Below are 15355 nucleotides of genomic sequence, written 5' to 3'. Positions count from 1 at the left end.
ATTTTTTCAGCAATTTGTTAAAACAGGGCTCAGGCGTGGTTTGAAACAGGACGCTTCATACTGGCATAAATGATGGCACCGACAATAATGCTCCCTCCCAACAGGGTATCGGTCGATGGAACCTCTTGCAGCAGCAAAATGGCAAAGGCAATGCCATAAACCGGCTCAAGGCAACATATCAGGCTTGCCAGCTGTGCTTTAACTGATGACAGGGCGCTGACAAAAAGCATATGTGGCAAAGCCGTACAAAAGACTCCGAGCATCATAATCAGAGGCCAGTCTGCAGCCATCAATTGCAGGTCTGCCATGGACACAAAAGGAAGCACAATCAGGGCCGCCCCGGTATTTTGTAAAAATGCCAGCGGGAGAGCAGCAGTCTTGCGAATACGATACCGGTTTATCAGCGATAGCAAGGCAAACAGAAAGGCAGAAATAATCCCCCAGATCATTCCTGTAATGGTTTCAGTTCCATCGCCCTCAACCGGAACCACCAGATACAATCCCAGAATCACCACTGCAGCAGTGATGACATCAAACAAACGGATCCGCTCCCGAAATAGCAAAGGCTCCAAAAAGGTGACAAAGACAGGAAATGATGAGAAGGCCAACAGCCCCACAGCAACCGAAGAGACCTGAATAGCCTGAAAAAAGGTTACCCAGTGCAGGTTCAGCAACCCACCAATTGACAGGTTGACCAGCCAGCTACGATCCGAAAAAGTATTCCTGAGTTGGCCTGTAACCAATAGCACCAAGCCCAACGAAACAGCACCAAGCACTGTTCGCCCAAGCACAATGGCAGTTGAATCAAACGGCAGCAGTTTTCCGAATAGACCAGAAATTCCAAACAACAATACAGCAACATGCACACCTAACAACGCACGCGTAGAGTCCGACAATCAGATTTTCCTTAAAGCAGTTTTCTTAAAGCACTTTTCTAAAAACAAGGGCAGATAATAAATTGAAGCAATATAGTTTATATCAACAGCTAACCAGTTCTGTTGACTATGGCCGCTATTTTTCCAGTCTTAGTGTGCGCGGCCTCTCAATCCAGCGGTCATTTCCACTGGGTACAATTTCTATCAGCTGGACTTCAGACTCATCAATATGGGTAACTCGCCCGTGATTTTTTCCCAGATAGTCGCCAATTGTGACCGGATAGACACTCTCTTCAACACGTAGCAGGGCGACCACCTTGCCATCACTTCCCAGCGTCCCCACCATGACAAAGTTTTCAAAACTGAAGCCTTCCAGAAACTGCCGAGGCCGGTCCGGATCCGGTTTTACATTACTGCTTAACTCCTGATCCAGTTCACGCGCAGGAATAGGCGGGGAGAAAGGGCTGCGCATGGCTGAAGCGTCATAAGTAAAGGCTTCATACGGCTCAAATTCCGGAAGGGGTTTGATGCGTCCGGTCGGCTTGGAGCGCACTTCCTGCATAAACTGGTTCAGGTCATCATAACCAGCAGTATCACTACAGCCAGCCACCAGCACTGCAGCAATAGAGAGTATTACTCCCCTGAACCACCAAAGGCTTGAGTGAGCAGCTTTACAGCTCATTTGACAATTCCCTTGTCGTTGTAGCGGTAGGTTCTGGCCAGAATTTCCATATCCAGCAGATCACTGTCAGCATCTCCACCGACAGGCTTGATGGTGAAGTCATGCAGAGTCACAATCCGCGACAGACTGGCAACACCACTGACAAAGTTGCCCAGGTCGTGATACGTGCCCTGTACATTGATTTTGATCGGAAGTTCAATATGAAACGCTGCAGCAAACTCGGGTTGTAATTCGATTGAGCTGATCTCCAGCCCACTGCCTGTAGCGGTAAAGTTAATATCCTCCAGCAATCCCGGAACCTCTGTATCACTGGGCAGCTGCCGGACCCGAATGGCAAATTCGGTTTCCATCTCTTCCATCTGCTTGCGATAGGCATTCAGGTTTGCGGCCTGGAATGCCTTGGTGCGAAATGCCTGCTTCAGCTGTTCCTCATTTCCTTCTTCTATCTCGACACCCACCAGCGTATCGCTGAGATAAAGCTGATATCCCAGCACCAACACCAGCAACAGAACCATAATGCAGGACACAATTTTGGCCGGCATGGGCCAGGAGCCGACATTTTCAAAGTCCAGGTCATTAAGATCGAGTTCATTCAGTTTTCTGAAAGATTCTGCAAGGTCAATTTTCATTTTTTACCCCGCTTCTTTTCATCCTCATCCTGCGCTTTTGGTGATGTCTGCTGCACTGTCATTTCGAACTTGCTGCCATCCCGTCCATCATCATCCAGAGCGTTTACCGCGGTCAGATTGGGTGATTCAAACCATTCCGAAGCATCCAGCTGGCGCATAAAGGCTGAGACCTGAGTATTGGATTCGGCAACACCACTGATAGAGAGCTCCGTCTTTTCCATTTCTACCGCAGTCAGGTACACACCATCCGGCACAGCCCGGGCTATACCATCAAAGATCCGGACAATAATCGGCCTGTTACCCTGCAGGCTCTCGATAACTTCCATCCGATCCAGCAACTCGGCCCGTTTTTTCTTCAGTTCATCAATCTCCTTGATACGGCCATTCAGGCGATTGATTTCATTCTGAATCAGCTGGTTACGCCCCTGCTGATGTATCAACATGTCTGACACATAGCCATCAGCTACAAAAATCACGCCACAACCGGCAAAGGCAAAAGCCATCAGCATGGTTATAAACTGTTTTTTGCGTTCTTCGCGCCGTTCTTCACGCCAGGGTAAAAGGTTAATCCGTGCCATCAGTCAAAGCTCCTCATGGCCAGCCCGCAGGCGATCATCAGAGCCGGCGCATTCCGGGTCAGCTCTCCTGCCTTGACCCTGCCGGCAACAGCCATTTCCGCAAAGGGATTGGCAACCTGTACCGATGTTCCCAGTTTTTCACTCACCATCTCTTCCAGCCCGGGCAGTGACGCCGTTCCTCCAGCAAGGACAATATGATCGACATCATTGAAATGGCTGGAGGAGAAGAAGAACTGCAAGCCTCTCGAAACCTGTTGCACGACGGCGTCGGTGAATGGTTTCAGCACCTCACTTTCGTAATCGTCAGGCAGTTCACCGGACAGCTTGCCGGCATTGGCTTCATCTTCAGACAATCCATATCGACGCTGAATTTCCTCGGTCAGCTGTTTCCCACCAAACAGCTGCTCCCGGGTATAAATGGTTTTGCCGTTTTGAATGACATTAAGAGTGGTTACGAGGGCTCCAATATCAACCAGAGCCATCAACGAGTCTTTTTCTTTAGCCTCATCAGGAACTGGCAGTAGTTCACAGCATCGCTCCAGCGCAAAGGCCTCAACGTCCACCACATGAGCCTTCAATCCGGCCAGGTTGAGAGCAGCCTCACGCATCTCAACATTTTCCCGGCGACATGCGGCAACCAGAACTTCAGCTTTTTCCGGGTTCTTTTCACTCAGCCCCTGAACTTCAAAGTCGATGGCCACTTCATCCAGCGGATAGGGAATGTACTGATCCGCCTCGATCGCGATCTGGGTTTCCATATCGTCATCACTGAGCGAGGCCGGCATTTCAACAGTTTTGGTGATCACTGCCGCGCCGGATACAGCAACAGCAGTTTTTTTCTGGCTGGAACGGGATTTTGAGGCGGCTTTACCCAGAGCAGCGCCCACGATTTCAAGATCCGAGATATTGTTTTCGGCAACAGCACCGGCCGGCAGCGGTTCTACCGCATAGGCCTCCACCCGGTAACGCTTACCGTTGTGGCTGAGCTCAAGCAACTTCACTGCTGTTGAGCTGATATCAATACCCAATACCGTATTGGATTTCTTCTTCCTGAATAATCCCAACACAATGCGCTTCCTGAGCAGACGGGTTCTTTTTAGACTTATTATCTACTGATCTACCAAATAAGTATCATCCTTAGCGGCTAATCGCAATTAAGTGCCCGGGTATTTGCTTTGGAATATGCGTATAATGTCCAACCCTGTGGAGCTGTACCTGTTTATCAAACCGTCGAATCAATAAAATATGGCGAAAGCTTACAAAGCATTTAAATTTTTACTCTGGTCCGGGTTGCTTGCTTTCTGCGGTGGTTTGCTTATTGCTGCCAGCGGCTACCTCTATCTCAGTCCGTCCCTTCCCGACGTTGAAACCCTGCGCGATATCCGGCTGCAGACTCCCCTGCGGGTTTATTCCGATGATGGACTGCTGATTGCAGAGTTCGGTGAAAAACGCCGTTCGCCGGTTCGAATTGAAAACACTCCACCACTACTGCTGAAAGCATTCCTCGCAGCGGAAGATGATCGTTTCTACAAGCACCATGGTGTCGATCCGGTAGGCCTTGGCCGGGCGACAGTACAACTGATTTCCACCGGCCGGATTCAGAGTGGTGGCAGCACCATCACCATGCAGGTAGCGAAGAATTTCTTCCTTAGCCATGAAAGAGTCTTTTCCCGCAAATTCAATGAAATCCTGCTGGCACTGCGAATTGAGCAGGAGCTGGATAAAGACGAAATCCTCGAGCTCTATCTGAACAAGATTTATCTGGGTAATCGCTCTTACGGTATTGAAGCAGCAGCCCAGGTCTATTACGGCAAAACAGTTAATGAACTGGATCTGGCCCAGATGGCGATGATTGCCGGCTTGCCAAAGGCTCCCTCTACCCGTAACCCGATTCGTTCAGCCAGAAAAGCTCTTTCCCGCCGTAACTGGATTCTGTCCCGCATGCTGGAGCTGGGTTATATCGATTCTGTTCAGTATGAACAGGCAGTTGAGCAACCGGTCACCGCCAGTTACCACGGTCTGAAAACCGAGCTTGATGCGCCCTGGATTGCAGAAATGGTGCGTCAGGAAATGGTCGAACGCTTTGGTGCGGAAGCCTATACCGATGGCTACCGGGTCTATACAACAGTAAACAGCACGCTCCAGAAAACAGCCAATCACGCCGTCCTCAACGGACTCACCGCTTATTATGAGAAGCATGGCTACCGTGGCCCGCTGGAACGTCCTGAAAATCCGAATATGTCGCCGGAGGTTCTTCAAACCCGTCTGAAAGAAGTGCTGACTCTCGGAACCCTTCGCCCGGCCATTGTGACCCAGGTTGGAGAACAGACAGCAGAACTGTTATTCAAGGACCAGACAACTGCCGAGCTGCCATGGGAAGGTATCAAATGGGCCAAGAAGTACATCAATATCAATGCCTTCGGATACAACCCGAAAACGGCAGGTGATGTATTGAAGGTAGGTGATCTTATTCAGGTTACCCTGCAGGAAGATGGTAGTTACCGTCTGGCCCAGACACCGGATGCCCAGTCATCACTGATTTCAATGGATCCCGAGACGGGTGCTATTCGAGCTCTGGTTGGTGGTTACAACTTTAACGACAGCAAGTTTAACCGGGCGACCCAGGCCATCCGTCAAAATGGCTCGGTGTTCAAACCTTTCGTTTACAGCGCCGGTATTCACAGTGGTCTGACTGCTTCAACCCTGATTAATGATGCACCGGTTGTATTTACTGACGATGAGCTGGAAGCCACCTGGCGACCCAAGAACGACAACCAGAAGTTTATGGGCCCTACCCGCTTGCGAGTCGGGTTGTACCGCTCCCGTAACCTGGTTTCCATTCGCTTGCTTCAACGGGTTGGTATCAAGCCAGCACTACGTTACCTCGAAAATACCTTTGGCTTCCCGGCAGATGCGCTCAGCAGCAACCTGTCACTGGCACTGGGCAGTGCCGCTATGACGCCGATGCAGGTCACCACCGGTTATTCTGTTATTGCCAATGGTGGTTACAAGGTTCAGCCCCACCTGGTTAAACGCATAGATCTGCTGGATGAACCGGTCTTTACCGGAGAATATCCTACAGCCTGTTACAACTGCCAGCCGGAGCCAGCAACTGAAGCTGAAGAGAGCAGTGAACCGGAAGCTCTCACGCCGGAGCTTCTGACACTGGACACCATAGCGTTTCCTGAAGTGGTGGAAGGAGAAAGTACCACTACTGAAGTTATTGAGGCTTTGCCCCTTGCACCCTTGCAACCAACGCCACCTCTACCCGCCGAGCGTGTTATGGATGAACGGGAAAACTACATCATCAACAATATGATGCGCGATGTTATTCGCAAGGGTACCGGTCGCCGGGCACTGGCTCTGGGCAGAAATGATCTCGGTGGCAAGACCGGTACAACCAATGGCAGCCGTGATGTCTGGTTTGCCGGTTTCAATTCGCAGCTGCTCACTACAGTGTGGGTTGGCCGAGATGACAACCAGACCCTTGGGCGTTGGGAGTACGGTGCCAATGTTGCCCTACCGATCTGGCTGGAATACATGAAGGTCGCATTACAAGATATGCCGGAGTCGCCGTTACCACAGCCTCCGGGCATTGTGACGCTGAAAATTGATCCGGTGACAGGAGAACCTGCTGCCGCCAACGATCAGAATGCAATCTTTGAGGTTTATCGCACCGAGAAAGCGCCAAACCCTGCCGCTGCCGGTAGCAGCAGTACCAGCAACGGTGCAGCCGAAGATACGCCGCAAAGTATCTTCTAGGACGTATTCAGAGGCATAGAGAGAGCAGCTATTCTCTCTTGGCTTCAGCAATACAAGTCCACAAAAAAAGCCACCCTGTTGGGTGGCTTTTTATTACGCAGGCCGAAGAGTTTTTAAGCTTCAGCAGCGTCTGTCAGGGGGTAGTGGGCCGGGTAAGGCAGGCGGGCAACACCACTATCGATCGCCGCTTGGGCGACAGCACTGGAAACGGCGCCCAGCAGACGGGAATCCAGCGCTTTCGGGATAATATAATCCACACCAAAGCTGAACTGCTGGCCATTGTAAGCATCAGCTACAGCCTGGGTAACAGGCTCACGCGCCAGATCTTTAATGGCGTGAACAGCAGCGATCTTCATGGCATCATTGATTTCTGATGCACGAACATCGAGCGCTCCCCGGAAGATGAACGGGAAACACAGTACATTGTTAACCTGGTTGGGATAATCGGAACGTCCGGTTGCCATGATCACGTCAGGGCGGACTTCCTGGGCCAGTTCCGGACGAATTTCCGGATCCGGGTTGGAGCAGGCGAAGACGATCGGGTTAGCCGCCATCTTGTCCAGCTGCTCGGGAGACAGCAGATTCGGACCGGATACACCAAGGAACACATCAGCGCCGGTAATGGCGTCATCCAGGGTACGGTCAGGGGTTTCTACTGCAAATTGTGCCTTGTGGGCATTCAGATCGGTTCGACCTGAGTGAATCACACCCTTACGGTCGAGCATGCGAACATTTTCCGGCTTCAGACCACACTTGATCAGCAGGTTGGTGCAGGCAGTCGCAGCCGCACCGGCGCCCAGACATACCAGACGAGCCTCTGCAATAGACTTGTCGGCAATCTCAAGCGCATTCAGCATACCGGCAGCAGTTACAATCGCGGTACCGTGCTGGTCATCGTGGAATACCGGAATATCACACAGTTCGATCAGCGCCTTTTCGACTTCAAAGCACTCAGGTGCCTTGATATCTTCCAGATTGATACCACCAAAAGTACAGGCGATCCGCTTGACAGTATCAATAAAGGCTTCAGGACTTTCAGATTCAACTTCGATATCAATGGAATCAATACCGGCAAAGCGCTTGAACAGCAGTGCTTTACCTTCCATTACCGGCTTACTGGCACGAGCACCTAAATTACCAAGACCCAGAATGGCAGAACCATCACTGATGACAGCAACCATATTACCCTTGGCGGTGTAACGGTAGGCATTGTCATGGTCTTTGGCAATTTCACGTACAGGCTCGGCGACACCGGGGCTATAAGCCAGCGCAAGGTCTTGAGAGGTTTCAGCTGCAGTTGTCACTTCAACACTGATCTTACCGGGCCGGGGATTGGCATGGTAATCCAGGGCAGCTTGCTTGATGTCTTGAGCCATGTTTTTTTACTTTCGATGTGTACCTGCGGATTGCGCAGAATATCGAAAAGGCTAATAAGTCACAAGGCAGATATAGCGAAGAAAACGCTTTAAATAAAGGGAAAGAACGAAACGGAAGGGGATAAAAACGAAGTCGAAACCAGCCTGAAAAAGGCTGGCTTCGAAAGCAAGAAATTAACCTTTCTTGCGGGTAGACAGACCACCGAAACGCTTGTTGAAGCGTTCGATGCGACCACCAGTATCCATCACCTTCTGGGTGCCGGTGTAGAACGGGTGGCACGCAGAGCAAACGTCCAGCTGCAGGTCTTTGCACAGAGTGGAACGGGTCTGGATCTTGTTACCACAGCTGCAAGTTGCGGTAATTTCTTCGTAACGCGGATGGATATCGGCTTTCATCTTACCTTTGTCCTCATGTCAGGCATGCCGCCATTCGTCTCACTCAACAGGCCTCATTACCTGTTATCTGATCAGATACCGCATGCATGAAAACGATTGAGCGGCGCATATTACCAGAGTTCAACCCCATTGCAACTTGGAGCCGGCTCACGACTTATACGGTTCATCCCGTTAACCAGCTACAAAGCCTGCCAAGCAAGAAGCAGAAGCCTGTGGCAGCATTTATGCTTATTTTTCCAACGGAAATCCCTGCCTGTCAGTACCTTCTGGTACCATCAGGTTTACTTGTTAACTGATAGCCCGTGCCAAGATGTCACAAGCCTGTTTCCTCAGAGTCGCCCTGCCGGTTCCGTTACGGCGGCTGTTTGATTACCGTCTGCCACGCAACTTGCCGTCTCACGGGCTCAGACCGGGTATGCGGGTACAGGTTCCGTTCGGCAAGCGAAAGCTTATAGGAATACTGGCATCGACTACTACAAAACCTGAACTGGCAGAAGACAAGCTGAAGTCAGCTCTACAGGTTCTGGACGAAGAGCCGGTGCTACAGCCGGATATTCTGGCTCTGTGCGAGTGGGCTTCCCGCTATTACCATGCCCCCCTGGGAGAGCTGTTCAGTCTGGCTATTCCCGCTACCCTTCGACAGGGCAAGCCACTAAGCACCCGGCACAGGCTCTGGCGACTCCGCCCTGCAGCGGCTGATGCAGCAGAAGCATTGCTGTCACGGGCTCCGAAACAGAAACAGGCATGGCATTTTCTGAGTGAGCACCCCAAAGGACTGAGTGAAGACAGCCTGAAGGCTTTTGGCTTCGCCACCTCTATCCTGTCCCAGCTGGAACAAAAGGGGCTGGTCGAGCATGCCGAGGTTGAAGAACATTCCACCCACTTTGAAGCCGTCGACCCGATACTGAAATGCGCTCCCCTGACGCTAAATGACGAACAGCAGCATGCTCTTGCAGCGATCACCGAAGAAACGTCAGGATTCAGGCCAGCTTTACTGGATGGTATTACCGGCAGTGGCAAGACCGAGGTTTACCTTCAGGCTATCGATCATTGTTTACAACAAGGGCAACAGGCACTGGTGCTTGTGCCCGAAATAGGCCTGACACCACAGACAATCAATCGCTTTCACGAACGCTTTAATGTACCGGTCGTCACCCTTCACTCAGGTCTTAATGACACCGAGCGCCATAATGCCTGGCGGCAGGGATTGAAAGAAGAGGCGGGTATTCTGATTGGCACCCGGTCGGCCATTTTCGCTCCGCTACCCAAGCTGGGACTGATTATTGTCGATGAAGAACATGATCTGTCTTACAAGCAGCAGGACTCAATTCGTTATTCAGCCCGTGATCTGGCGGTCTACAGAGCTCGATTGAAGGGTATTCCGGTAATACTGGGGAGTGCCACCCCATCCCTTGAGACATACAATAATGCCAGCCAGCATCGCTATCTCCACCTCAGGCTGACTCAAAGAGCCGGCAATGCCCGTGCTCCTGCTATTGAACTACTGAATATCCGTGATGCGGCTCTTCAGGACGGGCTTTCCGAGGCATTACTTGAGCAAATAAAGACTCATCTGGATCAGTCTCACCAAGTGCTGGTATTTATTAACCGCCGAGGCTTCTCACCCACACTAATGTGCTATAGCTGCGGCAGTGTCATGGATTGCCCGGGCTGTGACGCCCATATGACGCTGCACAGAAATCCATGGAAGCTTCACTGTCATCACTGTGATACCCGACGTCCGGTACCTTCAAGCTGCCCCGACTGCCACAGCAGCAACCTGCAGGCAGTGGGCGAAGGCACTGAAAAGATTGAAGAAACCCTGCAGCAGCTTTTTCCCAAAACTCCGGTATTTCGTATAGACCGCGACTCAACCCGCAACCGTAACGCCATGGAGAAGATTCTGGCTCAGGTTCACAGCACCAAGGCCTGTATCATGCTGGGCACCCAGATGCTGGCCAAAGGCCATCATTTCCCCCGGGTAACGCTGGCAGCGATGCTGAATATGGATGCGGGGCTCTACAGCAGTGATTATCGGGCTCTGGAGCGAACCGGGCAGTTGCTCACCCAGGTCGCAGGACGCTCGGGACGAGCTGACAAACCGGGTAAAGTTGTGATTCAGACCCGGGATCAAGAGAATATTGCCCTGCAGCAACTGGCAAATGGCAGTTATCAGGAATTTATCCCGCTCCTGCTTCAGGAGCGCCAGCTGATGCAGCTGCCTCCCTTTAGCTTTCAGGCCCTGATTCGAACAGAAGCCGCCACACCTGCGGAAGGGGAGAGATTCCTCAGCCTGATAAGGACTATCCTGGAGCAGCAAGCCTCACAGCTTAACCTCAATGGTCCGGAAGGCCTGCAGTTACTGGGCCCGTGGCCTGCTCCGATGGAACGACGACAGGGCCGCTATCGCCAGCAACTGCTGTTACAGTCCGTCAGCAGGCAACCTTTGCACACAATTCTGAATTTCTCGCTATCATCAATAGAGAGCCTGCCTGAAAGCCGTAAGGTGCGCTGGTCTGTTGATATCGACCCTCAGGATATGAGTTAAGCCCCTTCGGTACTGGCAGCCTTGCTATACTGAAACACAACTGACTCAAATGCAGGGCTGTAGTAGCCCAAAGCGATAAATATCCATGGAGGGATATCAAGATGTTAGAGGGTGTACGCTCTGCTGCGACCAGTGCCGCCTCGGCTATCAGCAGCGTTATTCCTGAGCCAATAAAGAAGGCTTGGGGTAGTTTCAAAAGCTGGGTTGTCAGCCATTTACCGGGGCGACGTGTAGTTAATCACCCTGATAACCAGACAAACCTCCATCGAGCTGGAGCTTTTCACAAAAAATCTCCAGATCTAAATCAAAGATCTGTTTCTCCTGATACTCCCAGCTCTTCAACATCTGTTTCCCGTCACAGTACCACTGAAAGCTTTGCTGAACCCAAGCAGCCGATGATGCCTCCTAAACCTCGGAGCCATTCATCACCTGCGGTACCAGGCGAGCCCGGTGTTCCTCTGGACTCACCTCTGGGTAAAGCTTTTGAAGATGGCGAAGACAGCTTTATGACTCACGTCGACAAGCAACGCTTGGGACCTGACGGATACAAACGGATGCAAGAAGATCTTGCCCAAGTAAAAGTCGATGTTGATGCATTCAAGCGTGATAACAATTTAGGTGATATCTCTACATCATTCATCGACCGCCAATCAGTACCTGAACTAAGTCGTCCTACCAGTGAGAACAGTACCAGACCCACATCAGTTTCAGAAAGTGATGATGAAGAGCTCACTCAAAGTTTAAGTACGGGTGCCTCTTTCAATGCTGCCCCAACTCCTCAAAATACCTATGTTGGTGAAGAAAGCAGCAGGACATCCACTACATCGACAAATGATGAGGCAGTACTACCTTTCACTGGGTCAATCAGTTCTCAATCCAGTCTTTCCGAGGCTTCAAGCAGATCATCTCAGAGCGATTCAGGCTCCGAGTTCAGCCACATATTCGCAGGGAAAACTGCTGCCGAAATGACTGAGCAGGTTGTTTCCAAGAAAGACCCGGATAAAGAAGAAAAGCGTATGGCTGCTCTGGATCAGTTATCCACGCTGATCAAGGACATGAAAAAGCTCGACCAAGAAGAAATCAAAACTATCCGCGCCCAGATAGATGAGTTCAGGTCGACCAAACTACTCAATGCTGGCCCATCCAAGGCTCGTGCAGCAGAAGTACACCGTGAGCTGGATGCAAAAGTCGATCAACTGAAAGCTGATGAAGCCCGTGCCAAAGTAGGAGACTTCAGAGATCAACTCAATGGTATGTACGATAGTTTTGTGCAGGGCGACAAGGGTGCTCTGACAGCATTGGCTCAAGCAAACTATGGCGGTCTTGACAAGGAACAAGCCCGTCAAGAAGGCTTGGCTGTTGCCGCCAAAATGCTGGATCATGCCGTAACCACAAGACAGCCAATAGGCGAAGAGTTCGAGCTTGCGATCAAAAATTTCCAGTCAGGCAAAACCTCAAAAGCGTCTCATGCTACAGCTGACAACCTGTTACAGCGCGTCAGAGATATACGCAATAAGCAGGCGCTAAACGAAGCACGGGAAGCTCACACCAGAACCCTGAAGCAAATGGGTGGTATGGGGCCAGACGACCTGGCAGCAGTGCCTATTCCCAAAGATCACGATGAGAAACGTGATGTACGTATGGCTGGACTACAACGCCTTCAGGATTTGCTGCCTCAGACAGCCATGTCCAAAGATGTGGCAGCCAAATATCTGGCCGCCGCAGATCACTTCAAGTCTCGTAACGACAAAGATGTTCAGCAAATGCTGACAACTTTGAAGCGACAAATTAAAGATCAGGCAGCCGTACAGACTCCTGTGACTCGCAAAATGAAAACTGTTGGTCTTGAGGTTCTCAATCTTCAGGCCAAGACAGCAGAGGAGCTGTCCAGAGTAACCGTGCCTTACTCATCTGACAAGGCTGACTCCCGTGCATGGAAAGACACCATGCAATCAGAAATCAGAGAGCGCCTTGGAAAGATGGATACCATTACCGCAGAGGACAAGCAGCACTACTACACAGCAATTCTCAATTGCACCAGCAAGCATTTCAACCGGTTGACAAAAGGCAATCGCCAAAAGCTGGAACAATTGCTTAATGACATACCAGTACAGGGCTAATGTAGTTTAATCGTCCAATAAAAAAGGCGCTCTTTCAGGGCGCCTTTTTTTATTGATCACAACATTTCTCCCAGAGCCTCAAAAACCCCACCATAGAAACTTTGCATCGCCTCACTACCCGCAAAATTTACGTAAGCCTGCAACTCCTCATCCGGTAATGTGCGGTAGGTGTAAAGAAAACGGTGCTGCAGGTCCTGATGCGTGGCAGCACTCATCGTCGACATCTGTTGCTGTAAGGCCTGTTCAATAACTTCAAGATCCATTTGCCGTTCACCAGGCAACTGATCGTTTACACGTTCGGCGATTTCCAGTGCCGAAGAAGAAGCAATCTGAGTACTGATCTCCACGGCACCCAAATGAAAAATCAGGGTATCAATCAGTTCCGAACGTATTTTACGGGGAGGGGCTGCCGTTAGCTTCTGCCTGATATACATAGCCGCCGCCATTGGCTCAACCATGTTTTCCATATGGGCAATACGACGGCCTAACGGACTTTCAAGCCAGCCCAGCACTTCCTGTAGCTGCTCTTTACCCAGTCTTTGTGAGAGGTGTGCCAGAACACGCTGGCGATACTGATCAGGATGAATTTTGATTGCCTCAGAACTGCAGACGGAATCAAACAGCCCGGTATCAACCCTGCCCTCATAGGCCTGACAGCTTTGCCACAGGCTGGCCTGCAGCGTTCGCATATGCACTTCAAGGCCAGCTTTCTGATAAAGCTGCTGTAACAGTTCTGCTTTACCCGACTCAGCCTGCAGGCTGCAGCTGAGTAACAAAGCAATCAGAGATGGGAATACATACTGCAAGCGGGCAATCATTCCTTGATACCTCGGCATTAAAAGTATGTTTTCCTACCGAAATTAACACAAAGGCATCAAAGGACAAACTGCTGCTATTCTGAGCTCAGGTATAAAGCCGGCCAATAATGGTGGGAATCGCCACTTCGACTCTCAGAATACGAGTCCCCATATGAACTCGCTCAAACCCTGCCTCTTCGAGCTTTTCCACTTCATAGGGAATAAAGCCACCCTCCGGACCAATAGCTAACACCGACGGTTCATTCATTGCTATCGGACAAGCCTGTGACGCGACAGGATGTGCGACAAGTCCACGCTTGCCTTCCATCAGTTCAGGCAGTCGATCTTCAACAAACGGCTTGAAACGCTTCTCAAAGATAATTTCGGGCAGTACCGTATCCCGGGCCTGCTCCAGCCCCAGAACCAACTGTTCCCTGATTTTGTCCTCAGCCAGCCACGGACTTTGCCAGAAGCTCTTCTCCACCCGGTAACTGTTCATCAGTACAATGCTTTCTACTCCCAGTGCACTCAGGGTTTGCAGTGTACGCTTCAGCATTTTGGGGCGGGGCAGCGCCAGCAAAACAGTCAATGGCAGTTTGGGTGGTGGGGGTTGATCCAGAGAAACCGACAGCTCAAGGCAGTCAGCATCAAGCTTTTCAATCACAGCTTCACCCATCATGCCACCAAGAGCACCCACCCGCAGGGTATCGCCCGGTACAGCACGATGAACATCAGTCACATGTTTCAGGCGCGCGCCGGTCACACGCGCAACATCCGATGACACAAAGTCATCGGATTGCAGCAATAAAAGATTCATTCAGCAGCAGATTCAGAAGATGAGTCTGGACGGGATTTGATAGTCCGGGAGAACAGGACACCAGCTTCAAACAGGAACCACATGGGAATAGCCAGCAGTGACTGGGAAACCACATCCGGTGGTGTCAGCAGCATACCGAATATAAAGCAGCCAACCACGATATAGGGACGCTTGGCCGCCAGTTTTTCAACAGTGGTAATGCCGGACCACACCAGCAGAACGGTAGCGACCGGGATTTCAAACGCCATACCAAAAGCGAAAAACAGCTTCAGCACGAAATCCAGATAGCGATTGATATCGGTCATCATCGCCACATCAGGAGGCCCGACCTTGGTAAAGAAGCCAAAGATCAGCGGGAACACAACATAGTAAGCAAAAGCAATGCCGAGGTAGAACAGCATCACACTGGCGGCCAGCAGTGGCACAGCAATACGCTTTTCATGCTTGTAGAGGCCAGGCGCAATAAAGCCCCAGATCTGATGCAAAATAAACGGAATAGCGAGGAAAATAGCCGCTACCATAGTCAGCTTGAACGGTGTCAGAAACGGCGACGCCACTTCCGTTGCGATCATGCTGGTGCCTTCCGGCAGCAGTGCTCTCAGGGGTTCGGATACAAAGGTATAGATATCATTTGCAAAGTAAAACAGGCCTGCAAAGATAATCAGAATAACGGTGACTGCTCTCAGCAGCCGGGTGCGCAGTTCAACCAGATGTTGAACCAGCGGCTGTTCTTTGTCCTGTTTCGGACCGGATGACTGCCCGCTCATAAATCAGA

Annotated in this window: 13 protein-coding genes; 3 read left to right on the top strand and 10 right to left on the bottom strand. The window is 50.9% G+C overall.

Going from position 1 to position 15355, the window contains the following annotated elements:
* Positions 1-29 precede the first annotated feature (29 nt).
* The 5 genes from ACYZZ0_RS16355 to ACYZZ0_RS16335 form a co-directional block, all read right to left on the bottom strand.
* A complete protein-coding gene (locus ACYZZ0_RS16355; protein WP_461537723.1) occupies positions 30-896 on the bottom strand; it encodes a DMT family transporter in 867 nt (288 codons plus the stop codon).
* A 115-nt stretch (positions 897-1011) separates the two neighbouring features.
* A complete protein-coding gene (locus ACYZZ0_RS16350) occupies positions 1012-1557 on the bottom strand; it encodes a pilus assembly protein PilP (RefSeq protein ID WP_461537722.1) in 546 nt (181 codons plus the stop codon).
* Positions 1554-2186 (bottom strand): type IV pilus inner membrane component PilO, encoded by a 633-nt coding sequence (locus ACYZZ0_RS16345; protein ID WP_461537721.1) that lies wholly within the window; start codon positions 2184-2186, stop codon positions 1554-1556. Before ACYZZ0_RS16345 ends, ACYZZ0_RS16350 begins: the two co-directional genes overlap by 4 nt.
* The gene (locus ACYZZ0_RS16340) at positions 2183-2764 is read right to left on the bottom strand and encodes a PilN domain-containing protein (RefSeq protein WP_461537720.1); all 582 of its coding nucleotides are present in this window, start codon (positions 2762-2764) and stop codon (positions 2183-2185) included. The genes ACYZZ0_RS16345 and ACYZZ0_RS16340 overlap by 4 nt, the downstream gene beginning before the upstream one ends.
* On the bottom strand, positions 2764-3831 hold the full coding sequence (locus ACYZZ0_RS16335; RefSeq protein WP_461537719.1) for a pilus assembly protein PilM: 1068 nt from the start codon (positions 3829-3831) through the stop codon (positions 2764-2766). Before ACYZZ0_RS16335 ends, ACYZZ0_RS16340 begins: the two co-directional genes overlap by 1 nt.
* Before the next feature lie 178 nt (positions 3832-4009).
* On the opposite strand from ACYZZ0_RS16335, the gene ACYZZ0_RS16330 reads away from it, so the two are divergent.
* Positions 4010-6526, top strand: a complete 2517-nt coding sequence (locus ACYZZ0_RS16330; RefSeq protein ID WP_461537718.1) for a penicillin-binding protein 1A — start codon at positions 4010-4012, stop codon at positions 6524-6526.
* Positions 6527-6639: 113 nt separating this feature from the next.
* Here ACYZZ0_RS16330 and ACYZZ0_RS16325 read toward each other — a convergent pair whose 3' ends face one another.
* A complete protein-coding gene (locus tag ACYZZ0_RS16325) occupies positions 6640-7902 on the bottom strand; it encodes a malic enzyme-like NAD(P)-binding protein (RefSeq protein WP_461537717.1) in 1263 nt (420 codons plus the stop codon).
* 174 nt (positions 7903-8076) lie between these two features.
* Positions 8077-8298, bottom strand: coding sequence for a 50S ribosomal protein L31 (rpmE, locus tag ACYZZ0_RS16320; RefSeq protein WP_461537716.1), 222 nt, complete (start codon positions 8296-8298; stop codon positions 8077-8079).
* Between the two features lie 310 nt (positions 8299-8608).
* Between rpmE and ACYZZ0_RS16315 the strand changes: the two genes are divergently transcribed.
* Positions 8609-10846, top strand: coding sequence for a primosomal protein N' (locus tag ACYZZ0_RS16315; RefSeq protein WP_461537715.1), 2238 nt, complete (start codon positions 8609-8611; stop codon positions 10844-10846).
* 101 nt (positions 10847-10947) lie between these two features.
* Positions 10948-12966: a hypothetical protein gene (locus ACYZZ0_RS16310; protein ID WP_461537714.1), complete on the top strand. Its 2019-nt coding sequence runs from the start codon at positions 10948-10950 to the stop codon at positions 12964-12966.
* Between the two features lie 56 nt (positions 12967-13022).
* On the opposite strand, the gene ACYZZ0_RS16305 is transcribed toward ACYZZ0_RS16310, so the two are convergent.
* The 3 genes from ACYZZ0_RS16305 to tatC form a co-directional block, all read right to left on the bottom strand.
* Positions 13023-13802 (bottom strand): hypothetical protein, encoded by a 780-nt coding sequence (locus tag ACYZZ0_RS16305; protein WP_461537713.1) that lies wholly within the window; start codon positions 13800-13802, stop codon positions 13023-13025.
* Between the two features lie 67 nt (positions 13803-13869).
* Positions 13870-14580 carry a 16S rRNA (uracil(1498)-N(3))-methyltransferase gene (locus tag ACYZZ0_RS16300; RefSeq protein WP_461537712.1) on the bottom strand — a complete coding sequence of 237 codons (711 nt, stop codon included), beginning with the start codon at positions 14578-14580 and terminating at the stop codon, positions 13870-13872.
* Complete coding sequence (tatC, locus tag ACYZZ0_RS16295) at positions 14577-15347, bottom strand: twin-arginine translocase subunit TatC (protein ID WP_461537711.1); 771 nt, start codon at positions 15345-15347, stop codon at positions 14577-14579. The genes ACYZZ0_RS16300 and tatC overlap by 4 nt, the downstream gene beginning before the upstream one ends.
* Positions 15348-15355 lie beyond the last annotated feature (8 nt).

This window comes from Spongorhabdus nitratireducens (genome assembly GCA_947387575.1).
GTDB lineage: Bacteria > Pseudomonadota > Gammaproteobacteria > Pseudomonadales > Endozoicomonadaceae > CANDOC01.
The sequence above is the reverse complement of the archived record's forward strand: the minus strand, read 5'-3'. Positions and strand labels throughout refer to the sequence as shown.